The sequence below is a fragment of the Halomonas sp. YLGW01 genome (assembly GCF_014840935.1).
In the GTDB taxonomy this organism is placed as follows: domain Bacteria; phylum Pseudomonadota; class Gammaproteobacteria; order Pseudomonadales; family Halomonadaceae; genus Onishia.
In genome coordinates, this window is record NZ_CP062005.1 from 2768549 (window position 1) to 2793747 (window position 25199).

General features: G+C 65.9%; 24 protein-coding genes. 7 read left to right on the forward strand and 17 right to left on the reverse strand.

Annotation, left to right across the window (positions count from 1 at the left end; genetic code table 11):
• Window positions 1-11: 11 nt before the first annotated feature.
• The 7 genes from dgcA to IEJ03_RS12680 form a co-directional block, all read right to left on the reverse strand.
• On the reverse strand, window positions 12-2111 hold the full coding sequence (dgcA, locus tag IEJ03_RS12650) for a dimethylglycine demethylation protein DgcA (RefSeq protein ID WP_192035197.1): 2100 nt from the start codon (window positions 2109-2111) through the stop codon (window positions 12-14).
• Between the two features lie 12 nt (window positions 2112-2123).
• Entirely contained in the window at window positions 2124-2684 is a 561-nt protein-coding gene (locus tag IEJ03_RS12655; RefSeq protein ID WP_192035198.1) for a DUF5943 domain-containing protein, read from the reverse strand.
• A 92-nt stretch (window positions 2685-2776) separates the two neighbouring features.
• The gene (locus IEJ03_RS12660) at window positions 2777-3754 is read right to left on the reverse strand and encodes a dipeptidase (protein WP_192035199.1); all 978 of its coding nucleotides are present in this window, start codon (window positions 3752-3754) and stop codon (window positions 2777-2779) included.
• A 181-nt stretch (window positions 3755-3935) separates the two neighbouring features.
• Window positions 3936-4637 (reverse strand): monofunctional biosynthetic peptidoglycan transglycosylase, encoded by a 702-nt coding sequence (mtgA, locus tag IEJ03_RS12665; RefSeq protein WP_192035200.1) that lies wholly within the window; start codon window positions 4635-4637, stop codon window positions 3936-3938.
• Window positions 4638-4813: 176 nt separating this feature from the next.
• Window positions 4814-5986: a GlxA family transcriptional regulator gene (locus IEJ03_RS12670; RefSeq protein ID WP_192035201.1), complete on the reverse strand. Its 1173-nt coding sequence runs from the start codon at window positions 5984-5986 to the stop codon at window positions 4814-4816.
• Window positions 5987-6456: 470 nt separating this feature from the next.
• Window positions 6457-7314: an S-formylglutathione hydrolase gene (gene fghA / locus IEJ03_RS12675; protein WP_192035202.1), complete on the reverse strand. Its 858-nt coding sequence runs from the start codon at window positions 7312-7314 to the stop codon at window positions 6457-6459.
• 17 nt (window positions 7315-7331) lie between these two features.
• Window positions 7332-8441 (reverse strand): S-(hydroxymethyl)glutathione dehydrogenase/class III alcohol dehydrogenase, encoded by a 1110-nt coding sequence (locus tag IEJ03_RS12680; protein ID WP_192035203.1) that lies wholly within the window; start codon window positions 8439-8441, stop codon window positions 7332-7334.
• A gap of 165 nt (window positions 8442-8606) precedes the next feature.
• On the opposite strand from IEJ03_RS12680, the gene IEJ03_RS12685 reads away from it, so the two are divergent.
• Window positions 8607-9497 carry a LysR family transcriptional regulator gene (locus tag IEJ03_RS12685; protein WP_192035204.1) on the forward strand — a complete coding sequence of 297 codons (891 nt, stop codon included), beginning with the start codon at window positions 8607-8609 and terminating at the stop codon, window positions 9495-9497.
• Between the two features lie 109 nt (window positions 9498-9606).
• Here the strand turns inward: IEJ03_RS12685 and IEJ03_RS12690 are convergent, their stop codons facing one another.
• A complete protein-coding gene (locus IEJ03_RS12690) occupies window positions 9607-10986 on the reverse strand; it encodes an L-serine ammonia-lyase (protein WP_192035205.1) in 1380 nt (459 codons plus the stop codon).
• Between the two features lie 163 nt (window positions 10987-11149).
• On the opposite strand from IEJ03_RS12690, the gene IEJ03_RS12695 reads away from it, so the two are divergent.
• Complete coding sequence (locus tag IEJ03_RS12695) at window positions 11150-12073, forward strand: LysR substrate-binding domain-containing protein (RefSeq protein WP_192035206.1); 924 nt, start codon at window positions 11150-11152, stop codon at window positions 12071-12073.
• 113 nt (window positions 12074-12186) lie between these two features.
• Window positions 12187-12831 (forward strand): hypothetical protein, encoded by a 645-nt coding sequence (locus IEJ03_RS12700; RefSeq protein ID WP_192035207.1) that lies wholly within the window; start codon window positions 12187-12189, stop codon window positions 12829-12831.
• Between the two features lie 111 nt (window positions 12832-12942).
• Here IEJ03_RS12700 and rpoD read toward each other — a convergent pair whose 3' ends face one another.
• The 3 genes from rpoD to rpsU all read right to left on the reverse strand — a co-directional run bounded on the left by rpoD (window position 12943) and on the right by rpsU (window position 17219).
• Window positions 12943-14787, reverse strand: coding sequence for an RNA polymerase sigma factor RpoD (gene rpoD, locus IEJ03_RS12705; RefSeq protein ID WP_192035208.1), 1845 nt, complete (start codon window positions 14785-14787; stop codon window positions 12943-12945).
• A gap of 233 nt (window positions 14788-15020) precedes the next feature.
• A complete protein-coding gene (dnaG, locus tag IEJ03_RS12710) occupies window positions 15021-16868 on the reverse strand; it encodes a DNA primase (protein WP_242457969.1) in 1848 nt (615 codons plus the stop codon).
• A 135-nt stretch (window positions 16869-17003) separates the two neighbouring features.
• On the reverse strand, window positions 17004-17219 hold the full coding sequence (rpsU, locus tag IEJ03_RS12715; RefSeq protein ID WP_016416934.1) for a 30S ribosomal protein S21: 216 nt from the start codon (window positions 17217-17219) through the stop codon (window positions 17004-17006).
• A 295-nt stretch (window positions 17220-17514) separates the two neighbouring features.
• On the opposite strand from rpsU, the gene tsaD reads away from it, so the two are divergent.
• Window positions 17515-18546: a tRNA (adenosine(37)-N6)-threonylcarbamoyltransferase complex transferase subunit TsaD gene (gene tsaD / locus IEJ03_RS12720; protein ID WP_192035209.1), complete on the forward strand. Its 1032-nt coding sequence runs from the start codon at window positions 17515-17517 to the stop codon at window positions 18544-18546.
• Window positions 18547-18827: 281 nt separating this feature from the next.
• Here tsaD and plsY read toward each other — a convergent pair whose 3' ends face one another.
• Window positions 18828-19448 carry a glycerol-3-phosphate 1-O-acyltransferase PlsY gene (gene plsY, locus IEJ03_RS12725; RefSeq protein WP_242457970.1) on the reverse strand — a complete coding sequence of 207 codons (621 nt, stop codon included), beginning with the start codon at window positions 19446-19448 and terminating at the stop codon, window positions 18828-18830.
• Window positions 19449-19554: 106 nt separating this feature from the next.
• Here plsY and folB point away from each other — a divergent pair, with 106 nt between their 5' ends.
• From folB to IEJ03_RS12740, 3 genes are read left to right on the forward strand one after another with little or no spacing between them, the layout of a single operon-like run.
• Window positions 19555-19911, forward strand: coding sequence for a dihydroneopterin aldolase (gene folB, locus IEJ03_RS12730; protein ID WP_192035210.1), 357 nt, complete (start codon window positions 19555-19557; stop codon window positions 19909-19911).
• The gene (folK, locus tag IEJ03_RS12735) at window positions 19908-20411 is read left to right on the forward strand and encodes a 2-amino-4-hydroxy-6-hydroxymethyldihydropteridine diphosphokinase (RefSeq protein WP_192035211.1); all 504 of its coding nucleotides are present in this window, start codon (window positions 19908-19910) and stop codon (window positions 20409-20411) included. Before folB ends, folK begins: the two co-directional genes overlap by 4 nt.
• A gap of 45 nt (window positions 20412-20456) precedes the next feature.
• A complete protein-coding gene (locus IEJ03_RS12740; RefSeq protein ID WP_192035212.1) occupies window positions 20457-21386 on the forward strand; it encodes an exopolyphosphatase in 930 nt (309 codons plus the stop codon).
• 32 nt (window positions 21387-21418) lie between these two features.
• Here the strand turns inward: IEJ03_RS12740 and IEJ03_RS12745 are convergent, their stop codons facing one another.
• From IEJ03_RS12745 to rsmA, 5 genes are all read right to left on the reverse strand, one after another.
• Window positions 21419-22579, reverse strand: a complete 1161-nt coding sequence (locus tag IEJ03_RS12745) for a polynucleotide adenylyltransferase (RefSeq protein WP_192035213.1) — start codon at window positions 22577-22579, stop codon at window positions 21419-21421.
• The gene (gene glpE, locus IEJ03_RS12750; RefSeq protein WP_192035214.1) at window positions 22576-22914 is read right to left on the reverse strand and encodes a thiosulfate sulfurtransferase GlpE; all 339 of its coding nucleotides are present in this window, start codon (window positions 22912-22914) and stop codon (window positions 22576-22578) included. Before glpE ends, IEJ03_RS12745 begins: the two co-directional genes overlap by 4 nt.
• A 71-nt stretch (window positions 22915-22985) precedes the next feature.
• Complete coding sequence (locus IEJ03_RS12755; protein WP_192035215.1) at window positions 22986-23843, reverse strand: symmetrical bis(5'-nucleosyl)-tetraphosphatase; 858 nt, start codon at window positions 23841-23843, stop codon at window positions 22986-22988.
• A gap of 133 nt (window positions 23844-23976) precedes the next feature.
• The gene (gene apaG / locus IEJ03_RS12760; RefSeq protein ID WP_192035216.1) at window positions 23977-24375 is read right to left on the reverse strand and encodes a Co2+/Mg2+ efflux protein ApaG; all 399 of its coding nucleotides are present in this window, start codon (window positions 24373-24375) and stop codon (window positions 23977-23979) included.
• Window positions 24372-25178, reverse strand: a complete 807-nt coding sequence (gene rsmA, locus IEJ03_RS12765; protein ID WP_192035217.1) for a 16S rRNA (adenine(1518)-N(6)/adenine(1519)-N(6))-dimethyltransferase RsmA — start codon at window positions 25176-25178, stop codon at window positions 24372-24374. Before rsmA ends, apaG begins: the two co-directional genes overlap by 4 nt.
• Between the last annotated feature and the right edge of the window lie 21 nt (window positions 25179-25199).

Genomic DNA, 25199 nt, shown 5'->3' on the forward strand with positions numbered 1-25199 from the left:
GACTCGGGCGCCTAAAAGTCCTTGCACAGCCGAAGGGCGTCGTAGATCGCCGCATGAATGTTGCGGGGCGCGTTGCAGTCCCCCAGCCGGAACAGCAGGAAGTCGCCGCCCGCGCGCTCTTCATCGAGCCGGCTCAGACAGGGCTGCGGCTGGATGGCATAGAGCGCCTCGATGTCGATCTGCCCCTTGTTCAGCGATTGCGGCTTGAGGGCGTAGTAGAGCGCCTCGTCGGGGCGCACGCCGTTCTCGACCACCACCTGATCGACCACCCGTTCCTCCTGAACGCCGGTGTACTCGTTCTCGAGCACCGCCACCAGGGACTCGCCCTCCCGGTAGACCCTATGCAGCGCCAGGTCGGAGGTCATGATCACCTCCTTCTCGTAGAGGCTGCGGTAGTAGGTCGGGAAGGTGGTGCCGCCCACCGCGGCGCCGGGCTTGATGTCGTCGGTGACGATCTCGACCCTGGCGCCCTTGTCGGCGAGGAAGTCCGCCGCCGAGACCCCGGCGAACTCGCAGATGGCGTCATAGATCAGCACGTTCTTGCCCGGCGCGACCCGACCCTCGAGAATGTCCCAGGTGGAGACGACCAGGCTCTCGCCGTTCTCGTCATCGTCCGTCGCGACATGGCCCCAGGCGGGGACCTGTTCGAGGAAGGGGCGGCCACCCACGGCGAGGATCACGATATCCGCGCGCAGGTCATGAAGGGTCGCCTCATCGGCTCGGGTACCCAGGCGCAGGTCGACCCCGAGGCGATCCAGCTCGAGCTGAAACCAGCGGGTGATGCCGGCGATCTGGTCGCGCTGCGGCGCCTTGGCGGCGATGGTGATCTGGCCGCCGAGCGCCTCCCTGGCCTCGAACAGGGTCACCTCGTGGCCCCGCTCGGCACTGACTCGGGCGGCCTCCATGCCGGCGGGCCCGCCGCCGACCACCACCACCCGGCGCCGGGGCCCCTCGCTCTTGTCGATGATATGCGGCAGGCCCAGGTACTCCCGGGAGGTGGCGGCGTTCTGGATGCACAGCACGTCGAGGCCTTGATACTGGCGGTCGATGCAGTAGTTGGCGCCGACGCACTGCTTGATCTGGTCGATCTGGCCCATCTTGATCTTGGCGATCAGGTGAGGGTCGGCGATGTGGGCGCGGGTCATACCGACCAGGTCCACGTAACCCCCCTCGAGGATGCGTTGCGCCTGATTGGGGTCCTTGATGTTCTGGGCGTGGATCACCGGGACCGAGACCACTTCCTTGATGCCCGCTGCCAGGTGCAGGAAGGGCTCCGGCGGGTAGGACATGTTGGGGATGACATTGGCGAGGCTGTTGTGGGTGTCGCAGCCCGAGCCGACCACGCCGAAGAAGTCCACCTGGCCGGTGGCATCGTAGTAGGCGGCGATCTGCTTCATGTCCTCATGGGTCAGACCATCCGGATGGAACTCGTCGCCGCAGATGCGCATGCCGACCACGAAGTCGTCACCGACCTCGGCGCGCACCGCCTTGAGCACCTCCAGGCCGAACTTCATGCGACCCTCGAAGCTGCCGCCCCACTCGTCGGTCCGCTTGTTGACCCGCGGGCTCCAGAACTGGTCAATCAGGTGCTGGTGCACGGCGGACAATTCGACGCCATCCAGGCCACCCTCCTTGGCCCGGCGCGCCGCCTGGGCGAAGTCACCGATGATGCGCCAGATCTCCTCTTCCTCGATGGTCTTGCAGGTCGATCGATGCACCGGCTCACGGATGCCGGAGGGCGACATCAGGCTCGGCCAGTCGTGGCCGTCCCAGCGCGAGCGCCGGCCCATATGAGTGATCTGGATCATGATCTTGCCGCCGTGCTCGTGCACGGCATCGGCGAGGTTCTGGAAGTGCGGGATGATCCGGTCGGTCGAGAGATTCACCGAGCTCCACCAGGCCTGGGGGCTGTCAATGGAGACCACCGAGGAGCCGCCGCAGATGGCGAGGCCGCAACCGCCCTTGGCCTTCTCCTCGTAGTAGCGGACGTAGCGCTCGGTGGTCATGCCGCCGTCGGTGGCATAGACCTCGGCATGGGCGGTGCTGACGACGCGATTGCGGATGGTCAGCTTGCCGATCTGGATCGGCTCGAAGAGTGCGTCGAATGCCATGGTGGTGACTCCTCAGACCCGGGGATTGTCGAGCGAACGGGAAGCGAGCGGCCGGGTGACGAAGACGCCCACCTCGCAGCCATCCTCGGCCGCGCTCTGGACCTGCTCGGCGACGGTGCGCAGGGCGCTGCCGCGGGCGTCGAGGATCTGATTCATGGCGCCGGCGAACCAGCCGGTGAACATGTACTCGACCCGGCGCCCGACCTTGCCGAGCTGATAGACGAAGGCGCTGTGCTCGAGGCGCACGCGGCAGGTGCCGGCGCCCAGATCGATGGCCTCGATGATGAACCTGCCCCAGCCACGCTGGGACAGGCGGGTCATGTAATGCGTGAACACCGCCTCGCCTGTGATGCCATGCAACGCGGCCTCCTGCTCGCACCAGTGCCAGGCGCTCTTATAGCCGGCGTGATAGAGGATCTCGGCGTACTGCTCCGCCCCCAGCGCCTCCTCCACCGCCACGTGATTGTTGATGAAGAAGTGCCGGGGCACGTAGAGCATCGGCAGGGCGTCGGAGGTCCAGACGCCGGTCTCGGCATCCACCTCGATCGGCAGTTCGGGGGCCAACTTGATCACGGTCGGTTCCTCTGGGAGCTCTGAGGGCATTGTTGTTATCGAATCGGGGATGGTCGTCGCGGCGCTCGCGCTATTCGAAGCAGCCTTGAGCATCAGGCGCCCCAGACGTCCTTGAGGGTGCGTAACCAGTTCTCGCCCATGATCTTGCGCACCTGACGCTCGCTCATGCCGCGGCGCAAGAGCGCCTCGGTGAGGTTGGGGAATTCGCCGATGGTGCGGATCCCCTCGGGATTGATGATCTCGCCGAAGCGAGTCAGGCGGCGCGCATAGCCCTTGTCGTGGGTCAGCCACTCGAAGAAGTCCTGGCCATGGCCCTGGGTGAAGTCGGTACCGATGCCGATAGCGTCCTCGCCGACCAGGTTCATCACGTACTCGATGGCCTCGACGTAGTCGTCGACGGTGGCGTCGACCCCGGCGCGCAGGAAGGGGGTGAACATGGTCACGCCGACGAAGCCGCCGTGCTCGGCGATGAACCTGAGCTCCGCATCGGACTTGTTGCGCGGATGCTCCTTGAGTCCCGAGGGCAGGCAGTGGGAGTAGCAGACCGGCTTGCCGGACTCGAGGATGACCTCCTCGGAGGTCTTGCCACCGACATGGGACAGGTCGCACATGATGCCGACCCGGTTCATCTCGGCGACCACCTCGCGGCCGAAGCCCGACAGGCCGCCGTCGCGCTCGTAGCAACCGGTACCGACCAGGTTCTGGGTGTTGTAGCAGAGCTGGACGATGCCCACGCCAAGCTGCTTGAAGATCTCGACGTAGCCGAGCTGATCCTCGAAGGCATGGGCATTCTGGAAGCCGTAGATGATGCCGGTCTTGCCCGCTTCCTTGGCGCGGGTGATGTCGGCGGTGGTGCGCACCGGGCGTACCAGATCGCGGCACTCGGCCATCAGGCCATTGGAGCGCACGATGTTGTCGACGGTGGCCTGGAAGCCTTCCCAGACGGACACGGTGCAGTTGGCCGCGGTCAGGCCGCCCTTGCGCATGTCCTCGAACAGCGCACGGCTCCACTTGGCGATGACGAGGCCATCGATGACGATGGCGTCCTGGTGCAGCTCGAAGGGGGTCATGAGCGTGGCTCCCGGCAAGAAGATGACTTGCCGGCAGCATAGCTCCGGGGCTTCGCCGCCCGTCGCTTGGAAGCGACCGGGAGTATCCCAAAAGCGTCAGCGCTGTCGTGCTCGCGATATCGGTGCGATAGCTGCGAGATAGCTGCGAGATAGCTGCGCCCGACCGGGGAGAAGAGAGCGCCTAGAGGCGCTCGAGGTAGGCCACGCCGCCGAGGTTTTGCATCTGCTGACGAATCCAGTGGCTGCGGCGCTCGATATAGGGGCCCGGGCGCGAGGCGCTCCATTCGCGGGGGTTGGGCAGGATCGCCGCCAGGCGGCTGGCCTGATGGGCATCCAGGCGAGCGGCGCTGACCCCGAAGTAGTGCTGGGCGGCAGCCTCGAGGCCGAACACACCGCGGTCCCACTCGACAATGTTGAGGTAGACCTCGAGGATCCGCTCCTTGGGCCACAACCCCTCGATGAGCAGGGTAAACCAGGCCTCGAGCCCCTTGCGCAGCCAGTTACGGCCGGTCCACAGGAAGAGGTTCTTGGCGGTCTGCTGGCTGATGGTGCTGGCCCCGCGCAGGCCCCCGCCGTTGCGGCTCGATTCGATGGCGCGGCGAATCTGCTCGAGATCGAAGCCATGATGCTCGGGGAAGCGCTGATCCTCGGCGGCGATCACCGCGACCTTGGCGTGTCCAGACAACTCTGCCCAGGGGCGCCAGCGCTGGTCGATATCAATCGGCTCACCGCTGATCCAGGACTCGAGCTTGCGCTCGACCATCACCATCGAGCCGAACACCGGCACTGCCCGGAACAGCACCACCACCAGGAGCGAGACGGCCACGAAGCCCCCCACCGCCCACAGCAGTCCTCGCAGTAGCTTGCCTCGCCAATCGCTCATTTCGGCCTCGGGACTCTCATCGGGCCGGCAGTATAACAAGGCCATCGGCAAATGCCGCGTCTCGAGGGCCCGGCAATCGAGCGGACAATGGAGAAGACAGGGTCAGCGCCCGGTCATGCGTTCCAGACCATGACTCAGAGCGCATGACCTAAGGCGCAAGGCCTTAAGTTCAGGGCCTAGAGCGGCACGCTGGCATAGGTCGGCTCCCCCTGGGCCTGAGTCAGCGCCAGCACCGCACTGGAGACGGGTTCTTGGGCAAGCGTGGCGTCAGGAAGCGGCGCCGAGGGCCCCTCGGGCTGCGCGGTGACGGCCTGGCGCGCCTGCCGGCTGCCGATCCCCAGCCGTTCGTCCCGGGGAGGCAAACCGAAGTACTCCCGATAGCACTTGGAGAAATGTGGCGTGGAGACGAAGCCACAGGCCGAGGCCACCTCGATGATCGACATCGCGGTCTGCTTGAGCAGCTGTCGGGCCCTTGTCAGTCGCAGCTTGAGGTAATAGCGGGACGGCGAGCAGTGCAGGTACTTCTGGAACAGCCGCTCGAGCTGGCGCCGCGAGACATCCACGTAGCTGGCCAGCTCGTCTAGGGCGATGGGCTCCTCGAGGTTGGCCTCCATCAGCGCCACGATTTCCAGAAGCTTCGGCTGGGTGGTGCCCAGCACGTGCTTGAGCGGCACCCGCTGCAGGTCCTGGTCGCTGCGTGCCCGATCGTAGATGAACATCTCCGAGATGCCCGCCGAGAGCTCACGACCATGATCCATGGCGATCAGGTGCAGCATCATGTCCAGCGGCGCCGTACCACCCGAGGAGGTGGCCCGATCGCGATCGATGGAGAACAACCGGGTACTCAGGGCGACTCGCGGATAGGACTCCTGCAAGGCGGCCATGCACTCCCAGTGGGTGCTGGTCTCATAGCCATCGAGCAGGCCTGCCTTGGCCAGCGCCCAGCTTCCCGTGCAGACCGCGCCGAGCCGACGCGACTGCCGGGCCTGGCCCTGCAACCAGCCGATGTGCTCGCGCTTCACGGTCCGCTGCGGCCCTACGCCACCGCAGACAATCACGGTATCCAGGCTCAGCGGCGTCTGAAGGCCGGCATCCGGCATGACGCGCAGGCCGTCGCTGGCCAGGACCTGTTCCCCGTCGTGGCTCAGCGTGAACCAGCGATAGAGCTCGCGACCCGACAGCTGGTTGGCCATGCGCAGCGGCTCGATCACCGAGGCCAGTGACATCAGGGTGAAGTGCTCGAGCAGCAGGAAGCCGAAGGTCTGGGTCGGCCGGGGCCGAGTCTGGCCGGATTGAGACGACAAGGGCGTGGCGAGGGTCGGTCGCGGTGTCCGGGGAGCGATGGTCATGGTCGGTACTCCAGCACGATGAGGCTACAAGGATCGGGCCGATCCTCAGGTATTGTGATTGTTGTGGTGGTGATGTGGTGGTGAGCGACACGGGGTGGCGCCATCGGCTGGACAGTGCACGGTGTCGTGATCGACATCCTGAACGCGACACCTGGCGGAAAATGGCCGCCACGGCCGGTCGCGCTAACGCGGACATACGTTAAAGCTAATCGCCATGGCGCGATCTGGCATGAAGAATTTGGCTATCGATCGCCGGGATTCGGTGGACTGACACAATGGCGCTCGCAGCGCGGGGGCGAACAAGAAAGAGCAGGCAGCAAAAAGCCCCTGCCGACTTCACGAGGCAGGGGCAAGGGGCTTATTTGGCAAGGACTGATTCGGAAGGCGCCTCATGGGCGAAGCACTTTCTCGCCACCCCCGGTTTACGCGCCTGGCTAGCAAGGTCCAAAGGTCCGCCAGACGCGACGTTCTTAGCGCTTCCTGTGCAGCCGTTCGGCGTGATAGCGCAGGTGATCCTCGATGAAGGTGGCGATGAAGAAGTAGCTATGGTCATAGCCGGCATGCCGGCGCAGGGTCAGCGGGTGATCGCGCTTTTTACATGCCGCCTCCAGCCGCTCGGGCATCAGCTGCTCCTCGAGGAAGTTGTCGGCCTCGCCCTGGTCGATGAACAGTGGCTGACGCGAGGCGCCCTTGGCCACCAGCTCGCAGGCGTCGTACTGGGTCCAGGCACGGCTGTCCTCGCCCAGGTAGTGGGTGAAGGCCTTCTGTCCCCAGGGACTTTCGATCGGATTGACCACCGGCGCGAACGCCGACACTGCCGCGTACTGCCCGGGCCGGCGCAGCGCCAGCACCAGGGCCCCGTGGCCGCCCATGGAATGACCGCTGATCGACTCGCGGCCGTTGACCGGGAAGTGCTGGCGCACCACCGAAGGCAGCTCCTCGGCCACGTAGTCGTACATGCGATAGTGCTTGGCCCAGGGCTCCTGGGTCGCGTTCACGTAGAAACCGGCCCCGCTACCGAAATCGTAGCTGTCATGCTCGCCCGGCAGATCCAGCCCCCGCGGGCTGGTATCCGGGCAGACGATGGCGATCCCCAGTTCGGCGGCGAGCCGCTGGGCCCCGGCCTTCTGCATGAAGTTCTCGTCGGTGCAGGTCAGCCCCGACAGCCACCACATCAAGGGCACCCGCTCGCTCTCGGCCTGAGGGGGCAGGTAGATGGAAAAGACCATCTCGCAGTCCAGCGCCCGCGCGTGGTGCTTGTAGCGCTTGAGCCAGCCACCGAAGCTCTTGGTGGCCGATACCAGTTCCAGGGATTCGGACATGCTCATGGATGAGTCTCCTTCGTTCAGTAATGCAGGACGCTGCGGATGCTCTTGCCCGCATGCAGCAGTTCGAAGGCCTCGTTGATCTTCTCGAACGGCATGTCTTGCGTGATGAACTCATCGATCTTCAGCTCACCCTTCATGTAGCGATCGACATAGCCCGGCAGCTCGGTGCGGCCCTTGACACCGCCGAAGGCAGAGCCTTTCCAGACGCGCCCGGTGACCAGCTGGAAGGGCCGGGTGGAGATCTCTTCGCCGGCACCGGCGACGCCGATGATGATCGACTCGCCCCAGCCCTTGTGGCAGCACTCCAGCGCCGAGCGCATGACGTTGACGTTGCCGATGCACTCGAAGGAGTAGTCGACGCCGCCGTCGGTCAGCTCGACGATGACCTGCTGGATCGAGTCGCTGTAGTCCTTCGGGTTGACGAACTCGGTAGCGCCGAACTGGCGAGCCAGCTCGAACTTGTCCGGGTTGATGTCGATGGCGATGATGCGGCTGGCCTTGGCCATCTGCGCGCCCTGGATGACGGCCAGGCCGATGGCACCGAGGCCGAACACCGCCACGGTGGAGCCCGGCTCGACCTTGGCGGTGTTCATCACCGCACCGATGCCGGTGGTCACGCCGCAGCCGAGCAGGCAGATCTTGTCCAGCGGGGCCTCCTTGGAGACCTTGGCAAGCGACACCTCGGGCACCACGGTGTACTCGGAGAAGGTCGAGCAGCCCATGTAATGATGCAGCGGCTTGCCGTCCAGGGAGAAGCGCGAGGTGCCGTCCGGCATCAGGCCCTTGCCCTGAGTGGCACGCACAGAACTGCACAGGTTGGTCTTGCCGGAGAGGCAGAACTTGCACTTGCCGCACTCGGCGGTATAGAGCGGAATGACATGATCACCCGGCGCAAGGCCGGTCACGCCCTCGCCGACCTCCTCGACGATGCCCGCGCCTTCATGGCCGAGCACCGAGGGGAAGAGGCCTTCCGGGTCGGCGCCGGACAGGGTGTAGGCATCGGTGTGGCAAACGCTGGTGGCGACCATGCGCACCAGCACCTCGCCGGCCTTCGGGCCCTGGACGTCGATTTCGGCAAGCTCCAGCGGCTTGCCGGCTTCCAGCGCAATGGCGGCACGAGATTTCATGGCGACTCCTGACAATGGATGAGCGGACATTCGGCGGCCAGGCAGACAAGGCCCTTGTCCGGCGAAAGTGAAACCAGTCTAGGCGACAGCGCCTGTCGCGATAAACTGGGTGGGCCGCACAAGATTGTTGTCACTCAGCAAAGATCAGGGAGCGCCGTCTACTACATGCAACGCTGGGATCGTATCGAAGCCTTCGTCGAGGTGGTCCGCCTGGGCAGCTTTTCCGCCGCGGCGCGAGCGCTCAAGGTCTCGACCTCGCACGTCAGCCGGCTGGTCGGCCAGCTCGAGAATCAGCTCGGCACCACCCTGCTCTACCGCACCACGCGGCAACTGCACCTGACCGACGCGGGCACCCTCTACTTCGAGCATTGCCGCCACCTGTTCGACGGCTTCCAGGAAGCCGAAGCAGCGGTTCACGACTTCCACTCGCGCCCCAAGGGGGTGCTCAAGCTGACCTCCTCGACCACCTTCGGCGAGCGCTTCATCGCCCCGCTGGTCAACGACTTTCAGCGCCTTCACCCCCAGCTCGAGGTGCACCTGCACTTCACCAATCGCCGGGTCGAGCTGATCGACGAGGGCTATGACGTGGCGATTCGCATGGGCGTGCTCAAGGATTCGACGCTGATCGCGAGACGCCTGTGCGAGCGCCGCGAGTACGTGGTCGGCTCACGGGACTACTTCGCCCAGGTCTCCCGGCCGCATTCACTGGCGGAGCTGTCCACTCATGCCTGCCTGCTCGGCTCCCGAGATCAGTGGCTGTTCGAGGTCGACGGCATGCGCCGCGAGGTGCGCGTCGGCGGCCGCTGGCAGGCCAACTCGGGGCCCGCCCTGCTCGATGCCGCCCTGAAGGGGCTGGGACTCGCCCAGCTGCCGGACTACTACGTCGAGGAGCACCTGGCGAGCGGCGCGCTGGTCTCGGTGCTCGATCACTTCCGCCACCGCGACACCGCGGTGTGGGCGGTCTATCCGCGCCACCGCCACCTGTCGCCCAAGGTCCGCCAGTTCGTCGACTACCTGGTCGCGCATATCCCCGAGGTGCTGCCGGTGCGGCGCTGAGCCGGGTGAAAGAAGCAGGAAACAGCGCACGGAAAAAACGCAAAAAAAAGGCGCCCAGCGGGCGCCCAAAGGGTTGATCGACGGCGGGACTAAACCTGGCCCGCCGGCATCAGCATTCGATGGCATTCACGGCCAGGCCGCCGCGGGAGGTTTCCTTGTACTTGTCCTGCATGTCGCGGCCGGTGTCGCGCATGGTGCGGATCGCCTTGTCCAGCGAGATGAAGTGCTCGCCGTCACCACGCAGGGCCATCTGGGCGGCGTTGATCGCCTTCACCGAGGCGATGGCGTTGCGCTCGATGCAGGGCACCTGCACCAGCCCCCCGACCGGGTCGCAGGTCAGGCCCAGGTTGTGTTCGAGGCCGATCTCGGCGGCATTCTCCACCTGGCCGATGCTGCCCCCCATAACCTCGGCGAGCCCGGCGGCGGCCATCGCGCAGGCCGAACCGACCTCGCCCTGACACCCCACCTCGGCGCCGGAGATCGAGGCATTCTTCTTGCACAGGATGCCCACGGCGCCGGCGGCCAGCAGGAAGTCGACCACGTCACGCTCGCAGGCATCGGGCTGGAACTTCATGTAGTAGTGAAGTACCGCCGGAATGATGCCCGCCGCACCGTTGGTGGGCGCGGTGACCATGCGTCCGCCGGCGGCGTTTTCCTCGTTGACCGCCAGGGCGAAGACGTTGACCCAGTCCATCGCCGAAAAGGTCGAGGTAATCAGGCTGTGGCTGCCCTCCATGGCCACCAGGCGACGATGCAGCGAGGCGGCGCGCCGCCTGACGTTGAGCCCACCGGGCAGCACGCCCTCCCCGGCAAGGCCGGTGTCGACGCAGTCGCGCATCGCCTGCCAGATGGACCACAACTCGCCGCGCACCTCGGCCTCGCTGCGCCAGGCCTTCTCGTTCTCGAGCATCAGCTCGGAGATCCGCAGGCCATGCATGCGACACAGCGCCAGCAGCTCGCCGGCGGAATTGAAATCATAGGGCAGCGGCGTGGTATCGATGTCCAGGGCGTCATCACGGGCCTGCGCCTCATCAATCACGAAGCCGCCCCCCACCGAGTAATAGGTGTTCTCGTAAAGCGGCTCGGCGTGGCCCTGGGCGATCAGGCGCATGGCGTTCGGATGGTGCGGCAGGCACTCGTCGTGCAGCTGCATGTCCCGCGCCCACAGGAAGGGGATCGCCAGGCGGTTGTCGAGCAGCAGGGTATGGGATTCCAGCAGCTCCTCGATGCAGGGACCGATCAGCGACGGGTCGATGCGATCCGGCCGCTCCCCCATCAGGCCCATGATCACCGCCCGGTCGGTACCGTGGCCGATGCCGGTGGCCGACAGCGAGCCGTAGAGACGCACCTCGATGCGCGCTACCCGCTCCAGCAGGTCCTGCGCCCGCAGTTCCTCGACGAAATCATGCGCAGCCCGCATCGGGCCCACGGTGTGGGAACTCGACGGCCCGACGCCGATCTTGAACAGGTCGAAGACGCTGATGGACATGGTTTACCTCATCGCTTGGGAGCATGACTCAGGTGCCCGGGGCGCCCCTGACATCAATCTAGCTAAAGGTGGCTCCCCGGCAAGCCAGAAAACCCTATAGTGGTCCGGGCAGCAGACCGATACAATCCAGAAATACTCGCCATCACTTTAGAATAACTAAACCATGAGCCGTTCCCTCAATTCTCAGACCCACGCCTGGCTGAAGGTCTTCGCGGTCAGCGCCCGCCACCTGTCCTTCACCCGCGCCGCCGAGGAGCTACACGTCACCACCGGCGCAGTCAGCCAGCAGATCAAGCAGCTGGAGGAGCGACTCGGCTTCAAGCTGTTCCGCCGCCTGCCGCGACGCCTCGAACTCACCGACGAAGGCCGACGGCTGGCGCTGGTGGTCGATGATGCCTACCAAGCGGTGGGCCTCGAGGTCCGACGGCTGCGCAGCGGCGTGATGAGCGGCATCCTCAGGCTACGCTCGGTGCCCTCCTTCCTCGCCAAGTGGCTGATGCCGCGACTGCCTCGCCTGCAGGCCCGCTTTCCCGATATCGAACTGCAGGTAGTCGCCGAGGACAGCAACATCTCGCTGCGCGAGGGGGACTTCGACCTGGCACTGGATCTCAACGACGGCCAGTACCCCGGGCTTGCCATCACCCCGCTGATGGACGAGGTGATCTTCCCGGTCTGCGCGCCGAGCCTGTTGCGCGACAAGCCGCCGCTGCGGCGCCCCGAGGACCTGGCCTGGTACCCGCTGCTGCATGACGTCACCGCCTGGCGCGGCAGCAGAGACTATGCGGAATGGGAGCACTTCCTGCGCGAGATCGAGGCACCCCATGTCCACGTGCAGCGGGGCTATACTTTCAACCGCAACCAGCTGACCATGGACGCGGCGATCGCCGGCATGGGCGTGGCCATCGCCCGCCAGACCCTGATCACCAACGAGATGCAGACCGGCGCCCTGATTGCCCCCTTCCCACAGCGGGTGGCGACCGGCAAGCGCTATGGTATCGTCCATGTGCCCGGCGCCCTGGATGATCGGCGGGTCAAGGCAGTGCATGACTGGCTGGTCGAGGAGGCCGGGCGCTCGAGGACGCGCTAGCCCCCAGAGCGGCGAACAGCGGCCAATGGCCCGAGTGGTCCCGCCCAGCACCCTGCTATAAAATAGCGGAATAACGGAATATTCTGCTCCACGCCCTTAAGGACCGGTTCTGCATGCCCCCTGATACCATCGGCTTTCGCGCCACCTGCCTTCGCGCCCTGCTCTATATCCTGCTGACCGCCGCCATGGTCCAGGGGGTCTATCTGGAGGCGCTCTACCTGCCCGAGACCCGACTCTCCGAACACGGCTTCACCGAATACGCCCAGTCGGCCACCCTGGCGGCGAGCGTCGCCCTGCTGGCCTATGTGCGCCTGGGGCTGCGCCAGCTGCCGACCCTCACCCTGCTGATGCTGGCCTTCCTCGGCGCCTCGCTGGTGCGCGAACAGGATGCCCTGCTCGATGCCCATGTCTTCGATGGCGCCTGGCAGGTGCTGGTGGCCCTGATCGTGCTGCCGAGCCTGTATGTGGTGATCCGCAACCGCCAGGCCTTCCTGACCGAATTCGAGCGTTACGCCAACAGCTTCTCGTTCGGCCTGTTCGCCGCCGGCTTCCTGGTCACCTATGTGTTCTCGCGCCTCTATGGCCGAAGCGAGATGTGGATGACGATCCTCGGCGATGCCTATGTCCGTGACTTCAAGAACGCCGCCGAGGAAACCACCGAGCTGCTCGGCTATACGCTGCTGCTCTTCGCGGTGATCGAACTCGCCCTACTGGCCCGGCGTCGCCTGGCCACTGCCCGGTCTACCCCCTCGAGCTGACCCTGCCTCATCCATAAGGGCCACTCACGCAAAAACGCCCGCAAGCCAGGCTTGCGGGCGTTTTCATGTACAGCCGATGGTCAGCCGCCTGATCGGCGGCCGACGTAGCCCTTACTCGTCGAGGAAGGAGCGCAGCGACTCGGAGCGCGACGGGTGACGCAACTTGCGCAGCGCCTTGGCCTCGATCTGGCGGATGCGCTCGCGGGTAACATCGAACTGCTTGCCGACCTCCTCGAGGGTATGGTCGGTATTCATGTCGATACCGAAGCGCATGCGCAGCACCTTGGCCTCGCGGGCGGTCAGGCCACCCAGCACGTTGCGCGTGGCCTCGATCAGGCCTTCGCCGGTGGCCAGGTCAATGGGCAGCAGCATGGTGCCGTCTTCGATGAAGTCTCCCAGGTGCGAGTCGTCGTCGTCACCGATCGGCGTCTCCATGGAGATCGGCTCCTTGGCGATCTTGAGCACCTTGCGGACCTTGTCCTCGGGCATCTCGAGACGCTCGCCGAGCTCTTCCGGTGTCGGCTCGCGGCCCATCTCCTGCAGCATCTGCCGCGACACGCGGTTCAGCTTGTTGATGGTCTCGATCATGTGCACCGGAATACGGATGGTGCGAGCCTGGTCGGCGATCGAGCGGGTGATCGCCTGGCGAATCCACCAGGTGGCGTAGGTCGAGAACTTGTAGCCGCGACGGTATTCGAACTTGTCGACCGCCTTCATCAGGCCGATATTGCCTTCCTGGATCAGGTCGAGGAACTGCAGGCCGCGGTTGGTGTACTTCTTGGCGATCGAGATCACCAGGCGCAGGTTGGCCTCGACCATTTCCTTCTTGGCCCGGCGCGCCTTGGCCTCACCGATCGACAGCCGACGATTGACCTCTTTCAGCTCCGGCACCTTGAGCTGAACCATGTCTTCTTCGAAGGCGATCTTGCGCTGGGCGCGGGCGACGTCGCCGCGGAACGGCTCGAGGCGGTCCTTGAAGCGCGCGTTGGCGTCGAAGAACTCGTCCAGCCACTCGCTGCGGGACTCGTTGCCCGGGAAGGACTTGATGAAGGTCTTGCGCGGCACCTTGCCCTTCTTGACGAAGAGCTGAAGGATCGCCTTCTCCTGATTGCGGACCTGCTCGACGCTGATCCGCACCTGACCCACCAGGCGCTCGAAGTGCTTGGGCACCAGCTTGATCGGCGAGAACAGCTCGGCCAGGCGTGCCTGCTCGGCGTTGGCCTGCTTGGAGCCGCGACCGTGAGTCTCGAGGGCAGCCTGAACGGCAGCGTTCTGCTCGCGGATCTGCTCGAAGCGCGCCTTGGCCTCCTCGGGGTCGGGACCGCTGGTGGTCTCCTCTTCCTCGGCGTCCTCGTCATCCTCGTCGCCTTCGCCATCGGCGGTCTCGCTCACCGGCTCCTCGACGACCTCGGCCTCGGCGACACCGGGAATGCCCTCGTCAGGATCGATGAAACCGGAGAACAGGTCGGACAGGCGTCCAGGCGCCTCCTCGTCCTGCGTGCCATCATAGACCTCGAGGACCGATTCGACCGCACCTGGCAGGTACGCGAGGGCCGACATCACCTCACGGGTGCCTTCCTCGATGCGCTTGGCGATCTTGATCTCGCCTTCGCGGGTCAGCAGTTCGACGGTGCCCATCTCGCGCATGTACATGCGCACGGGGTCGGTGGTACGGCCGACATCGCTCTCCACTGCCGCCAATGCCGCCACTGCCTCTTCGGCAGCGTGCTCATCGGTGGAGTGATCCGCCATCATCAAGGTGTCTTCATCGGGGGCTTCTTCAACGACATTGATACCCATGTCGTTAATCATGCCGATGATGTCTTCCACTTGATCCGGGTCGGCGATATCCTCGGGAAGGTGGTCGTTGACCTCGGCATAGGTCAGGTAGCCCTGTTCCTTGCCGCGCGCGATCAACTCCTTCAGACGTGACTGCTGCTGCGCATTTCCAGCCATAGAAACCCTATCTCGACGAAGAAGAATGAAGCACCCGAACGATCAGGCATGAAAAAACCATAAAGCCGATCAGTATAGCGGTAAGATGGGTCAATCCGCCAGTATTGCGTTTGCGGTGCCGTTCAGGTGTGTTAGGTTGTTCGGTTGTGCTCGGGGGAGGAGCCTTGCGTTACCCCTTAGATGGTGCTGGCTCGCAACAATTCAACCCCGCCCCGAAATCGTGTCGACGCCCGTCAGCGGTTGAGCGACATCAACAGCGCCATCAGGCGCTGCTTCTCTTCCCGCGACAGCCGCTGACCGCCCTTTTCCTTGGCCAACAAGGCGGCGTACTCGCTCTCCGGCGTCTGCCGGGACTGGGCGCGCCGAAAGTGCTCCACCAACCCGTCCAGTTCCGTGGCACGTGCCGCCGGCGGCATCAGCAGCTCGCGCCGCGCCAGCCCGGCCAGGCGCTCGCCTTCCTGACTGCCATGAAAGTGCGCCAGCAGCACCTGGACGCTGCGATAGCGCCCAGCCCGCAACAGCTTGACCAGATCCTTGAGCAGCACCCCATCGGGATCCCCCTCGGGACACCAGTCGAGCGAGTCGGGCAGCCGCTCGACCAGGGTCGGCTCATGCACCAGCAACTGCAGGGCGCGAGCGACGAAGCTCATGGCGCCGCTACGCCGCTCCCCGGACGGCGCGCCGCCACCCCAGGCGGCCGCTTCCTCGGGGGCGCCCCAGGCCTCGACGGGCATCTCGCCGCCCACCTCCTGGACAGCGGGCGCCGCCGGCGCCTTGGCAGCCAGCAGCGCAGTGAAGCGCGCCTGATCCACCCCGGTGCGCGAGGAAAGCTCGCTGAGCATCAGCGACTTCAGTACGCCTTCCGGCAGCTGCTCGATGGCCTTGAGCACCTGACTGACATAGCGCTCCCGATCCTCGACGCTGGCCAGGTCGCGTCCGCGCCCGGCCTGTTCGAACAGGAACTCTGACAGCGGGCTGGCACAGGTCACCCGATCCTTGAAAGCCTCGGGGCCTTCCCTGCGCACCAGGCTATCCGGGTCCTCGCCCTCGGGCAGGAACAGGAAGCGCGCCTGACGACCGTCGATCATCAGCGGCAGCACGTTGGCCAGCGCTCGACTGGCCGCCTGACGCCCCGCCTGGTCGCCGTCGAAGCAGAACACCACCTCGCCGACCATGCGGAACAGCCGTGTCAGGTGCTCCTCGCTGGTCGAGGTGCCCAGCGTCGCCACCGCGTTACGGATGCCGAACTGGGCGAGCGCCACCACATCCATGTAGCCTTCGACGATCAGCACCCGCTCCAGGTTACGATTCGCCTGACGCGCCTCGTAGAGGCCGTAGAGCTCACGCCCCTTGTGAAACACCGGACTCTCCGGTGAGTTCAGGTACTTGGGCTTGGCGTCGCCGAGCACCCGGCCGCCGAAGGCAATGGTGCGCCCCTTGAAGTCGCGGATCGGGAACACGACCCGATCGCGAAAGCGATCGTAGGTGCGGCCGCTGTCCTCGCGATGCACCAGCAGGCCATATTCGACCTGGACCGCCTCAGAGACGCCCTGACTGGAGAGGTGGCGCTTGAGCGCCTCCCAGTCATCGGGAGCATAGCCGATGGCGAACTCGGCCTGCACCTCGGGCGACAGGTCGCGCCGCTCCAGATACCCCCTGGCCTCCTGGGCTTCCGGCATCTTCAGCCGCTCGCGGAAGAATCGCGAGGCCAGCTCCAGCAGGTTAACGCCTTCCTTGCGCTTCTGCTCCCGCGCCTGGGCGCGAGGATCGTCGGCCCCCTCTCGGGGCACTTCTAGCCCCTGGCGCGCGGCCAGCTGCTCGACCGCCTCGGGAAAGCGCAGATTGTCGTATTCCATCAGGAAGCGCAGCGCGTTACCGTGCGCGCCGCAGCCGAAGCAGTGATAGAACTGCTTGTCCTGACTGACGGTGAACGAGGGCGATTTCTCCTGATGGAAGGGGCATAGGCCCGCGTGGTTGCGCCCGTTCTTCTTGAGCGTCACCCGCTCGCCGACGACCTCGACCACGTCCACGCGGGCGAGCAGGTCATCGATGAAGCGTTGCGGAATCTGGCCCATGGCCATCGCGAGGCATCCTGGAAAAACGACGGTTGGCGCCCGCCACGGGCTTTCCCGAGGCGACCACCAGAAAAACAAACGGCCACCGGATGGCGGCCGCTTGGCATCCCTCTAGGACGGCAGAGCCGCCCTTAGTACGGATTAATACAGCCGTTCGAAACGCTTGCGCTCGCGCTGGAGCTTCTTGGCGTGACGCTTGACAGCGGCAGCGGCCTTACGCTTGCGCTCGGCAGTCGGCTTCTCGTAGTGCTCGCGACGACGCACCTCGGACAGAACACCGGCTTTTTCGCAGGAACGCTTGAAGCGACGCAGCGCGACGTCGAACGGCTCGTTATCACGTACTTTGACAGAAGGCATTAAGCACTCACCTACCTTGGAATCATGAGTTCGGTTTGAACGCACGCCTCGAGCCACGGGCCTCGCTTGAAACATAACGTCTATATCGCCTTGGGGGCGACACAGGGAATCATGAGGAAGAAGCGAGAAAGCGAGTGGAGCCCGGGCGCACGACCCAGTCATACAGCGCACAGTATTCTAGTCGTGGCCCGCCGACTTTGCAAACCTCGGCGTCCCACCGGTGCCCGAGGAGAGGCAAAGCACGTATAATACGCGGTTTACTGTTAGCCAGTTACCATGAGCCTGGGGCCTTACCATGCGCGTATTAGGGATAGAGACGTCCTGCGACGAGACCGGCGTTGCCCTCTATGACACCGAGCGCGGCCTGATCGCCGACGCCCTCTACAGCCAGATCGCCATGCATGCCGAGTACGGCGGTGTGGTGCCGGAACTCGCCTCCCGGGACCACACCCGCAAGCTGCTGCCACTGATCGAGGAAGTACTCGACGACGCCGGCATGACCCGCCATGAGCTCGACGGCATCGCCTATACCGCAGGCCCGGGCCTGGTCGGCGCCCTGATGGTCGGCGCCTCCACCGCCCATGGCCTGGCACGCGCGCTGGATATCCCGGTGCTCGGCGTACACCACATGGAGGGCCACCTGCTGGCCCCGATGCTCGAGGACGAGCCGCCGGCCTTCCCCTTCGTCGCCCTGCTGGTATCCGGCGGCCACACCCAGCTGGTCGAGGTGCGCGGGCTCGGCGATTACCGCCTGCTCGGCGAATCGGTGGACGACGCCGCCGGCGAAGCCTTCGACAAGGCCGCCAAGATGCTGAGCCTTGAGTACCCGGGCGGGCCCAACGTGGCGCGCCTGGCCGAGCAAGGCGACCCGACGCGCTTCCGCTTCCCGCGCCCGATGACCGATCGACCGGGACTCGACTTCAGCTTCTCTGGACTCAAGACCCACACCCTGACCGCCACCCGCGCCCTGAAGGAGGCCGGCGAGCTCGATGATCAGGCCCGCGCGGATGTCGCACGCGCCTTCGAGGAAGCGGTGGTCGACACCCTGGTGATCAAGTGCCGGCGCGCCCTCGATGCCACCGGTTTGAAGCGCCTGGTAGTGGCCGGCGGGGTCAGCGCCAACACCCGGCTTCGCGAGCGCCTGGCCGTCGAGACCGACAAGCGTGGCGCCAAGGCCTTCTACCCACGGGGGCGCTTCTGCACCGATAACGGCGCCATGATCGCCTATGTGGGGGCCCAGCGGTTGCTGGCCGGCGAGCGAGATGACAGCGCCATGCGCGCCGTGCCCCGCTGGCCGCTGGATCAGCTGGCCCCGGCCGGACACTGACCAAACGCCATGATCGCGCTTGTGACGGTTCCAGAGCTCAACGCCTGCTGGCCGGCGAGCGTGACCACAGCGCCATGCGGGCGGTGCCCCGCAGGCCGCTGGATCGGCTCACGCCTGCCTGACACTGACCAAACGCCATGACCGCTCTCTCTAGGGTCACAGCGCACAACGCCTGCTGGCCGGCGAGCGGGATGACGGCGCCATGCGCCCCGTGCCCCGCTGGCCGCTGAATCAGTTAACGCCTGCGGGATCCGCCTCAGCCTGACCGACGTATCACGTCCCTACTCCTCGTCACGGGCGCCATCGACCGATAGCGCCTGCTCCCCGCCTCGCCCCAGGCGCTGGATATTCCACACATGGCGCACCAGCACCAGCAGCGCGAAAACGACGATCACCCCGCCATAATCAGGGGCCAGCCACAGGCTGACCAGTGGCGCCAGGGTCGCGCTGGCAAGCGACGCCACCGACGCGGTTCGCACGCGCCAGGCCAGCAGGGCCCAGCAGGCGGCGCTGATCAACGCAACCCCGGGCGCCAGCACCAACAGTACCCCGAAGGCACTGGCCACCGCCTTGCCGCCGCGAAAACGGTGCCAGGGCGGGTAGCTGTGACCCAGCAGCACGGCAAGCCCCACCAGCCCCTGCGCCCAGGGCGCCAACTCCAGCATCTGGGCAGCGATCAGCACCGGCATGCCCTTGGCGGCATCCAGCGTCAGGGTGGCCAACGCCAGGCGCGCCCCGTAGAGGCGCAGCACATTGGAGAACCCCGGGTTGCAGGAGCCGGCCAGGCGCGGGTCGCGCACCCCGGCGAGCCGGCACACGGCCAGGGCGCCCAGGGCACTGCCACTGAGATAGCCCAGCGCCAGCAGCACCCCCATGGCGAGAGCCAGTTGACTTGGCGGCATGAGGATCCTCCTGGGAGTCGCGGCGGCCAGCCATGATTCTGCCCGCGGACTCACGTACAATCGAGCGCCGGCAATTCTTACAGACCGACAGGTGGGGGATGCATTGATGGATTGCGTGCTGATCGAGGCGCTCGAGGTAGACACCGTGATCGGAGTCTACGACTGGGAGCGTGACATACTCCAGCGCCTGGTCCTCGACCTGGAACTGGCCACCGACATCCGGCCCGCCGCGGCGGATGACGACATCGCCAAGACCCTGGACTATGCGGCCATCAGCGAGCGCATCACCGTCTTCGCCCGTGAGCATGACTTCGCGTTGGTGGAGACCTTCGCCGAGCGCCTCGCCGCGACCCTGCGCCAGGAATTCTCCATCGCCTGGCTGGCCCTCACGGTGCGCAAGCCCGGCGCCGTGGCCAGCGCCCGGGCCGTCGGCGTGCGCATCACCCGGGGCGAGCGACCATGAACCGGGTCACGGTCAGCATCGGCAGCAACATCGAACGCGATCATCACGTACGGATCTGTCTCGACGCCCTTCACGCCACCTTCGGCGAACTGGCCGTGTCGCGGGTCTTCGAGAGCGAGCCGGTGGGCTTCGAGGACGGGCGTAACTTCTACAACCTGGTGGCGGCCTTCGACTGCGACTGGACAGTAGGCGAGCTGCAGGCCTGGTGCAAGCGCCTGGAATTCGCCAATGGCCGGAGCAAGAACAGCACCAAGTTCAGCCCCCGCACCCTGGATATCGACCTGCTGACGGTAGGGAATCTCATTGGCATGCAGGACGGCGTCGAGCTGCCTCGCGACGAAATCCTGCACCACGCCTTCGTGCTGCAGCCGCTGGCAGAACTGCTGCCCGACGCCACCCATCCGCTTACCCGCCAACCCTATCGCGACCTCTGGGCGAAGTTTCGCTCAACCGAGCAGCAGCTTTGGCCGATAGCGTTCTCATGGGAGCCGCATTCTTAACCGCAGGCTGACCCAACGGCCACAATGACACAACAAGGAGATCGCATGACGGCACAATATCGCCTAGTAACGCGTAGTGATTTCGATGGGCTGGTATGCGGGGCGCTACTCAAGCACCTGGGCATGATCGATGACATCCTCTTCGTTCACCCCAAGGACATGCAGGACGGCAAGATCGAGATCACTGCCCGCGACATCACCACGAACTTGCCCTATGTCCCCGGCTGCCATCTGGCCTTCGACCACCACCTTAGCGAGATGGTGCGCAATGAACAGCGCGCCGACCACCATATCATCGACCCCGACGCCCCCTCGGCTGCCCGGGTGTTATGGCAGCACTACGGTGGCCATGAGGTCTTCCCCGCCCGCTGGGACGACATGATGGCGGCGGTCGACAAGGGCGATGCCGCGCAATTCAGCCGCGACGAGATCCTCGACCCGCAGGGCTGGGTGCTGCTCAACTTCATCATGGATGCTCGCACGGGCCTGGGCCGCTTCCGCGACTTCCGCATCTCCAACTACGAGCTGATGATGAAGCTGATCGATTACTGCCGCGAGCATACGATCGATGACATCCTGGCGCTGCCGGATGTCCGCGAGCGCACCGACCTGTATCGGGAGCACACCGAGGCGGCCAAGGCACAGCTGCAGCGCTGCGCCCAGGTTCATGGCAACCTGGTGGTGCTGGACCTACGCGAGGAAACCACGATCTATGCGACCAACCGGTTCGTGATCTATGCCCTGTACCCAGCATGCAACATCTCCATTCATGTGCTGTGGGGACTGAAGCAGCAGAACACCGTATTCGCCATCGGTAAGTCGATCCTCGATCGCAGCAGCCAGACCAACATCGGTGAGCTCTGCCTCGCCTATGGTGGCGGCGGTCACCGCAACGCCGGCACCTGCCAGATCGACAACGGCAAGGCAGCCGAGACCCTAGAGGCGCTGATCGCCCGCATCACTACCGACGGCTGAGCCTCCTCTCCTCCTGCCGGCCCGCTCGAGGCTCATGGGCCCGACAGGACTCTCTGGATGCTGGCAAGGCGACGCCTCGCCAGCTCGTCCCCCAGCGCCTTGCCCTTGAAGCCTTCCTCGAGCAGTGCCTTGGGCGCGATCGCCTGCGCCGCCCGATAGGCCTCGTCCAGGCGCCGGGCGAGCTCCGGCGCGTCCAGCGACAGGAGTGCCAACTGCGGCGCCAGGCGCTCGTCGCGCCGCCAGGCATCGATGCCGTCCAGCCAGCCGAGTACCTGGGCGGCGGCGAGGGGCGCTGCCTCACTGTCCAAGCGCAACGCTCGGGTCCGGGATGCCTGGCGCGCCAGGTCGGCGTAGGCCTTGGGCAGCTTGAGACGCTCGGCAAGCGCGGCCCGGTCGCCTTCCTCGAGGTGCTCGAGAAGCCGCGCCCAGCGCCAGCGCCGCAGGTCACTGGCCTCGTCGTCCGCGCCATCGCTCGGCGGCGCCGGCAGGCGATGCAGCCGGTCCAGGGCCACGCTCAGGGCCTCACGGTCGACCACCAGCTCCGGCATCAGCACGTCGAGCGCCCCGCAGTCATCGAGGGCCGTGAAATAGGCCGCGGGAGACGGCTCGCCCAGCGCCTTCTCGGTCTCGGTCCAGACCCGCTCGGCGACCAGGTGCGCAAGCTCGCCACTCTCGGCGAGCTCGCGCATCAGGGCCTGAGTGTCCTCGGCGATATGAAAGCCAAGCCCCCGATAGCGGGCCAGGAAGCGCGCGGTACGCAGCACCCGCAGCGGGTCCTCGACGAAGGCCGGCGAGACGTGGCGCAGCCGCTTCGCGGCGAGGTCCTGCTGGCCCTGGAAGGGATCGGTCAGGGTGCCGTCGGCGGCCTCGGCCATGGCGTTGATGGTCAGGTCGCGGCGCGCCAGGTCATCTTCGAGGCTGACCTCTGGACTGGCATGCACGACGAAGCCGGTGTAGCCGTGACCGCGCTTGCGCTCGGTGCGCGCCAGGGCGTATTCCTCATGGGTCACCGGATGCAGGAAGACCGGAAAGTCGCGACCCACCGGGGTGAAGCCGCGCCGAGTCATCTCCTCGACGCTTGCCCCGACCACCACCCAGTCATGATCGACCACCGGCCAGCCCAGGCGCGCATCGCGCACCGCACCGCCCACGCAATAGACCTCGAGGCCTTCAAGGAAACGATCGCCGCTCATGCCGGTGCCGTGGCCACACGGGTAGGATGCCGGGCAGCCCAGTCAGTGAAGCCGCCATCCAGACTGTACACCCGGGCATAGCCCTGGCCGGCGAGCCAGGCCGCGGCCTGCTGACTGGAATGGCCGTGGTAGCAGACCACCACCAGCGGCGTGTCCTTGGACGTTTCGTCGAGCAGCGCGCCGACGCTTGCGTTATCCAGATGGCGGCTCGCCGGGATATGGCCCTGGGCGAAGCTCATCGGGTCGCGGATATCGACCAGCGCAAGCGACTCGCCGGCGTCCAGCCAGGTTTTCAGGGTGGGGATGTCCAGGTGCTCGAAGGGCGTATCGCTCATGGTAACTCCAGGAAAGAGAAGGTACGGGAAGAAAAGGGACGGAAGAGAAGGTGATGCAGGCCTCGGGGCGGTCAGGGCCGGGCCCGTCTGGGATCGCGGCTCGGCTGGTGATAGCGCTTGCCGGTGGAGAGATCCAGCGCGGTCAGGCTGCCGCCCCACACGCAGCCGGTATCCAGGGCCTCGGCGCGCACCCGGCTGCCGGGGGTGGCCCCTTCCAGCGCCGCCCAGTGGCCAAAGAGGATGTGGGGATCGTCCTCGCGGGGATAGATGAACCAGGGAGCGAAGCCCTCCGGCGCCGAGTCGAGCCCTTCCTTGGCGGAGAAATCGAGATGCCCCTCGGAATCGATGAAGCGCATGCGGGTGAAGGCATTGGTAATGAAGCGCAGGCGTTCGATGCCGTCGAGATCGTCCCGCCAACGGTTCGGACGGTTGCCATACATCCGAGCGAGGAAGTCACCGGCGTCCCCGGCGAGCCGCGCCTCGACCTCACCGGCCAGCGCCTGAGCCTTTGCCACCGACCACTGGGGCAGCAATCCCGCATGGCACATCACGGTATCGCCCGCCTCGCCTGGTTCTATACCTGACACGCCCACTCGCTCGCGCACCATCAGCGGCTGCTGCTGCAGCCAGTCGAGCAGCATCTCGCGATCTCGCGCCTCGAGAATCGGCGCCAGGGTGTCGGAGCGCTTGGTGGTCGCCCCGCCGCGGGCTACCGCCAGCAGATGAAGATCATGGTTGCCGAGCACCACCCGGGCCGAGGCGCCGAGCGCGATGACTTCGCGCAGGCAATCGAGCGAGCCCGGCCCACGATTGACCAGGTCGCCGGCCAGCCACAGCCGGTCGCGACCCGGGGCGAAGTCGAGCCGCTCGAGCAGCGCCACGAACTCCCGGTGGCAGCCCTGCAGATCGCCGATCGCATAGGTGGTCATGACGTCTCCTGGTGACAAGGGCTTGAAGGATGCGAACCGAAGATACCGCGAGGCCGGCAGGGCCACGACACGGCTCGCCGTATGCTCACCATATCAGGCGCCGAGCCCAGCCTTGCAGGACCGCCGATGGCGGTCAATGCACCTGGTGGGGGCTGGCCAGGCGGAAGGGCGTGATCGGCACCTCGACGTGCTGCTGGGTGGCGGCATCGACACAGGTGTAGTCGCCTTCCATCACGCCCACCGGGCCATCCAGTACCGCGCGACTGGTGTAGCTGAAGGTCTGACCGGGGCCGATCAGCGGCTGCTTGCCGACCACGCCCTTGCCGCGCACCTCCTGCACCTTGCCGCTGCTCTGGGTGATCTTCCAGTGCCGTGCCAGCAGCTGCACGCTGTGGGACGAGCGGTTGTGCACGGTCACGGTGTAGCTGAACACGTAACGGGACTCGGCCACGTCGGATTCCTCGGCACGATAGGCCGGCTCGACATCGACGGAGATCGCCGCGATCAGGGCCTCGCGGTGGCTTTCACTCATGCGACCTCCTCGGCCAGGTGATCGGCGATGCGCACGAACTCCTCGACGGAGAGGGTCTGCGGCCGCCGGGTCGGATCGATGCCCAGCGCCTCGAGGGCCTCGGCGGATACACGCCCCTTGAGGTTGTTGCGCAGGGTCTTGCGGCGCTGGCCGAAGGCCTCACGGACCACATCGAACAGCAAGGCCGGATCCTTGGCCGGATGCGGCAGGGTCTCGTGGGGCGCCAGCCGCACGATGGCCGACTCGACCTTGGGTTGCGGCACGAAGGCCTCCGGGGGCACCACGAACAGCGACTCGACCTGGCAATGGTACTGGGCCAGCACCGACAGCCGTCCCCAGTTGGTGCCGCCGGGCTCGGCGGCCAGGCGCTCGACCACTTCCTTCTGCAGCATGAAGTGCATGTCGGCAATCGCCCCGGAGGTCTCGAGCAGGTGCACGATCAGCGGCGTAGAGATGTTGTAGGGCAGGTTGCCGACCACCCGCAACGCCGGACCGTCGCCACGCAGGGCGGCGAAATCGAAGGCCAGGGCATCTCCCTCGTGGATCACGAAATCGGGATACTGGAAGAACTGCACCCTAAGGCCGGGGATCAGGTCGCGGTCGAGCTCGATCACTTCCAAAGCGCCGCCGGCGGCCTCGATCAGCGGCTCGGTCAGCGCGCCCTGGCCGGGGCCGATCTCGACCAACCGCTCGCCGGCGCGCGGATCGATGGCCCGCACGATGCGCGAGATGATGCCTGAATCGCGCAGGAAGTTCTGGCCGAAACGCTTGCGGGCCCGATGCATGGGAGGGCGTGAAGACATGCGATTGATGATCCTTTGGTT